We start from the raw sequence: 3,736 nt of genomic DNA, 5'->3' as shown, positions 1-3,736 counted from the left end.
CAAGGATGTCCGCGCCTCGCCTCTTCCCGGACCTTTTCCAATGAGGCAACGTATCCTGCTACGCGGACCTTTCTCATGAGTCAACGCGCCCCTTGCCCGCACGCCTATTTCCCGAGCAGGATGGAGGCGTCGACCGTACCCGGAAAGGCGGGGTCATGCGCTTGGTTCAGGTGGCTCAGCACGCCAGTGATCTCCAGCGAGCAGCGGAGTTCTACAGCAGGCTGCTCTCGGCGAAACCTACCGCCGTGTTTGATCCGCCCGGGCTGCTCTTCTTCGACCTCGACGGCGTACGGCTGTTGCTGGAGCCGGGCGCGCCAAGCTCACTTCTCTACCTAGACGTTCCCGATGCGAGGCGGGCCGTGCAGCAACTCAAAGGCTGGGGAGTGGAGGTCGTGGCCGAGCCGCGTATGATCTTCAGACACGGCGACGGCCGGCTCGGACCCGCGGGGACGGAGGAGTGGATGGCCTTCATCAAGGACAGCGAGGCGAACACGGTGGGATTGGTTAGTCAGGTTTCCTCCGCGTAGCCGTCCTAAAAGACACAAAACCGCTGTAGCCTAGGCACGCGGACGGCCCCCTCCCTCGGAAAAGGGGCTTTCTCTATTCGTTGGAATTATCGGTTTGTATCAGTAGGATCATCATGTCCTAGCTCTAAGGGTGTTTTCGCCGGCGGTTCTTTGGTTGTCACCCTGGAGGTTTTGGATGTCGCGTGTGTTGGTGATTGGAGTATTGGGGGTCCCTCGGCATGACAGTACGCACCGTAAATCCGACAACGCACCCGACCGTCTTGGCCGAGGGCGGACCAGTCCTTCGTGCCAGCTTCGATACACATGCAGCGGATAATTCCTACCGAGTGGGCGCTACTGCCCCTTGCTCACCGGGCGACGCGGTTGCCTTGAACGACGAGGACGAAGCACAGCGGAATCAAGGCAAAGTACTCCCCGGAGATGACGGCATCGTCGTTCGAGAAGACCCGCCGCAATAACTACACGATGTAACCACGCCGAGCCCCGGCACAGAGCGCCATCCCCTGCATCAAACCCGAAGTGCGGGCTGATGTATTGGAAGGGCATAAGCTGCCCCGCGGATCCGGGCTACCGCAGGCGGCCGCGATGGCGATGCTGCCCTCCGGAGCCTCGACATAGCCGCCGTTTGCCTTGGTCAACGCCCTGCGGACCACCTCTGCCCCCCGCCTTCAAGTTCGTCCAGCCAGTCCAAAGCGTCGTCGTTCACAAACGGCAAGTAGCCCCATGCGCCTGTCGATCAGCCCTCTTAGTTGCCGGTATTGCTGGCACCAATATTGCAGACCGTGGCCAGGGCATTCACGCTTCGCTTATGGGTGTCGCTGGCCTGCCTGCAGGAGCATACTGATCGCATGGCTGACTCCGATGATTTTCTTGCCTGGGTGAAGTCCACGCTGTACGAGGCGGAACTGGCCATCCACAACGGTGATGCGGGTCCACGGCGGGCAATTTGGTCCCGCAGCGAGCCGGTCAGTGTTCTGGGCGCGTGGCGCAACGCTTTCGGCCAGCAGGAACTGGACGACCTGTTCACAGGCTTGGCCAACCAGTCCTCCAACTGCACGTCGTACAAGTTCGAGCTGCTCGCCTACGACGTCGTGGGCGACATGGCCTACACAGCCGGCCTCGAACAGACCTCTGCCTCCGTGAACGGTGAGACCCGCAGCTACGTCCTGAGGGCAACCCAGATCTACCGACGTGAGGATGGCCAGTGGAAGGTGGCTCACCGGCACGGCGATACGGTAAGTGGATGACGGGAAGTCCTGCCGGCCGGACGCCCGGACCCCTTCTGCTCGACTAATCGGAACCACTTCTCTGAAGTAGGACTTCGGGTCGTCGGTGCCCAGGAGATTGTGGTGGAAGACGATGGCGTCCACCCGCCGGAGCAGGCCCCGCTGCTCGAGCAGGTCTTAGACAACGTTCCAGGCGAGATCCATCATTTCGCGGATCGCCGCCTCAACAGTTGGAGCCGTCATAGCTCCATGGTCTCCCCGGGCAATGACACTCTTGCGGGGCCCAATGGCGCGTCCTGGAAGTGACGACCTTGGGCCGGTCCCCCAACCACACTGGACCGGCCCACGGCGGTGGCCCACGCGGCTCGGGGCCACCCTCATCTGCTGCCACATCCTCGGGGCAGCAGACGGTCTACCGCTTAGGCTGGGCGTGCAGAAATGCGAGCATGATGCTGCGAGGCCAGGGAGTGCAAGGTGCGAGCGTCGGATTTCAAGGTCGGTGACTCTCTTCGCGTGCCGTGCCGGCCGACTGCTCAACCACGAGTATGACGTAAAGCCGCATCTCTGCTTGCCACGGCATCCTCACTTTGGTTTCACCAAAGACCTGCATGAACTCCGGCGCTAGACTGGCGTGGTAAGGACGGATTGGGGGATCCATGGCGGCAGTGCCGCTGCTCCGCTGGTCGGTCGCCGCCAGTGACCCAAGGATGACCGTGACCTTCTTCCAAGACCTGCCAGTACCCGAAGAACCACGCCCTGGTAGGACCGTAAGGTACGTTCCGCCGGCGTGGGCTGGTGCACCGGCCCATGAGCTCCCGGCAGTTGTTCACGTCGGGCAGTTCCTGCACCGCAGCCGGAACTTTGTACTCGCCGTCGAGCTCGCGAAGGTCTATTCGACCGGCTGCTCCTTCAATCTGACATGGACGCTGAGACGGGCTCAGGAAGACGACGAAGCATGGGCCGAGCTGAACGGGGCATTCTTTGGGCACCCGCACAGCATGCAGCCGATAGACCGACGTCCCTTCGCAGCCCTTCTCCTCGGTGTCCAACTGGCCGACGGTACCAAGGCCCGGGCGGACTCCACGCTCCACGCCCGCTACCCGCCCAGCACGGGCAAGCAGCCCGACCCGCCCGCCCTCGTCTTGCAAAACCACGGCGGAAACGGCGGTGACGACGAGATGGCCGGTAAGGGCAGCCTGTGGCTATGGCCGCTGCCACCACCGGGAGACATCCGCCTCGTAGCCCAGTGGGCCGGACTCGGAATGCCCGAAACCTCCATCACGATCGACGGCGGCCAGCTCCGGGAGGCCGCGGCCGGTGCCCAGAAGTACTGGCCTTAGGAGGGCGGGCAGGGATGATGGCTCTCGACAGCATGATCCTGACCGTGGTCTTCTCGGCGGTCTTCGTCTACGTCCTCTACGGCGTCATCCGCGCCGCAGTCCGTGACGGTATCCTCCAAGCCGATGAGCGGCGGCAGAAGACTAGTGTCGAGGTCAACAGCAGCGGAGACGGTACATAGGGCCCGGGGCTGGCTCCTGGCCATCGTCGGGACGGCCTTCGTTGTCTTTGGGCTCCCGTACGTTATGGCGGCGTTGAGCCTGGCCCTCAATGGCACCGAGACCCTGATTCTCGTCGTCATGCTCTGGGCTGGCGGCTGGGCCGTCGGCCGCCGGAGGGGCCCGAAAAGTACCGACCAGTGTAGCGCAAAGTTCGGTTGGCCTTGCGGTGATCCTGGTACTGGGAGCCACTGCTTTCTTCGCGGTCCGGTCCGCCGAGAATCGCGTCACTGCCGAATTGCTCTCCGCGCCGGGCGCTTCGCCATCCCGACGGACTGGAAGCTGGCCCCGGAGACTGTCCGCCCCGAGCGGTTCATGTGCATCAGCACGAAGCCGTGCCCCAGCCTCTACGTTAGCTGGGAGACCGGCAAAGAGCTCAGCGACAACGACGTCACAGAAGTAATTCGGTGTGAGATCGCTGGCTAGT

General features: G+C 63.0%; 4 protein-coding genes and 1 pseudogene. 4 read left to right on the top strand and 1 reads right to left on the bottom strand.

Annotation, left to right across the window (positions count from 1 at the left end; all coding sequences use genetic code 11):
• Window positions 1-155 precede the first annotated feature (155 nt).
• Window positions 156-527: a VOC family protein gene (locus tag FDW81_RS17895; protein ID WP_138135546.1), complete on the top strand. Its 372-nt coding sequence runs from the start codon at window positions 156-158 to the stop codon at window positions 525-527.
• A gap of 634 nt (window positions 528-1,161) precedes the next feature.
• Here FDW81_RS17895 and FDW81_RS18790 read toward each other — a convergent pair.
• Window positions 1,162-1,248 (bottom strand): annotated as a pseudogene (locus FDW81_RS18790) (hypothetical protein); the annotation flags it as partial.
• A 127-nt stretch (window positions 1,249-1,375) separates the two neighbouring features.
• Here FDW81_RS18790 and FDW81_RS17885 point away from each other — a divergent pair.
• The 3 genes from FDW81_RS17885 (at window position 1,376) to FDW81_RS18205 (ending at window position 3,272) form a co-directional block, all read left to right on the top strand.
• Window positions 1,376-1,774, top strand: coding sequence for a nuclear transport factor 2 family protein (locus tag FDW81_RS17885; RefSeq protein WP_138135545.1), 399 nt, complete (start codon window positions 1,376-1,378; stop codon window positions 1,772-1,774).
• A 686-nt stretch (window positions 1,775-2,460) separates the two neighbouring features.
• Entirely contained in the window at window positions 2,461-3,093 is a 633-nt protein-coding gene (locus FDW81_RS17880) for a hypothetical protein (protein WP_240720414.1), read from the top strand.
• Between the two features lie 14 nt (window positions 3,094-3,107).
• The gene (locus FDW81_RS18205; protein ID WP_171027277.1) at window positions 3,108-3,272 is read left to right on the top strand and encodes a hypothetical protein; all 165 of its coding nucleotides are present in this window, start codon (window positions 3,108-3,110) and stop codon (window positions 3,270-3,272) included.
• Window positions 3,273-3,736: the final 464 nt, after the last annotated feature.

It is taken from the genome of Pseudarthrobacter sp. NamB4, assembly GCF_005796185.1.
Classification (GTDB): Bacteria; Actinomycetota; Actinomycetes; order Actinomycetales; family Micrococcaceae; genus Arthrobacter.
Note: the sequence above shows the minus strand (reverse complement) of the source record. Positions and strands in the feature narration are given on the sequence as shown.

Bases quoted from the DNA above. Each gene is read 5' to 3' on its own strand.
- FDW81_RS17895 (WP_138135546.1), top strand. From the start codon at position 156: ATGCGCTTGGTTCAGGTGGCTCAGCACGCCAGTGATCTCCAGCGAGCA.
- FDW81_RS17885 (WP_138135545.1), top strand. From the start codon at position 1,376: ATGGCTGACTCCGATGATTTTCTTGCCTGGGTGAAGTCCACGCTGTAC.
- FDW81_RS17880 (WP_240720414.1), top strand. From the start codon at position 2,461: ATGACCGTGACCTTCTTCCAAGACCTGCCAGTACCCGAAGAACCACGC.
- FDW81_RS18205 (WP_171027277.1), top strand. From the start codon at position 3,108: ATGATGGCTCTCGACAGCATGATCCTGACCGTGGTCTTCTCGGCGGTC.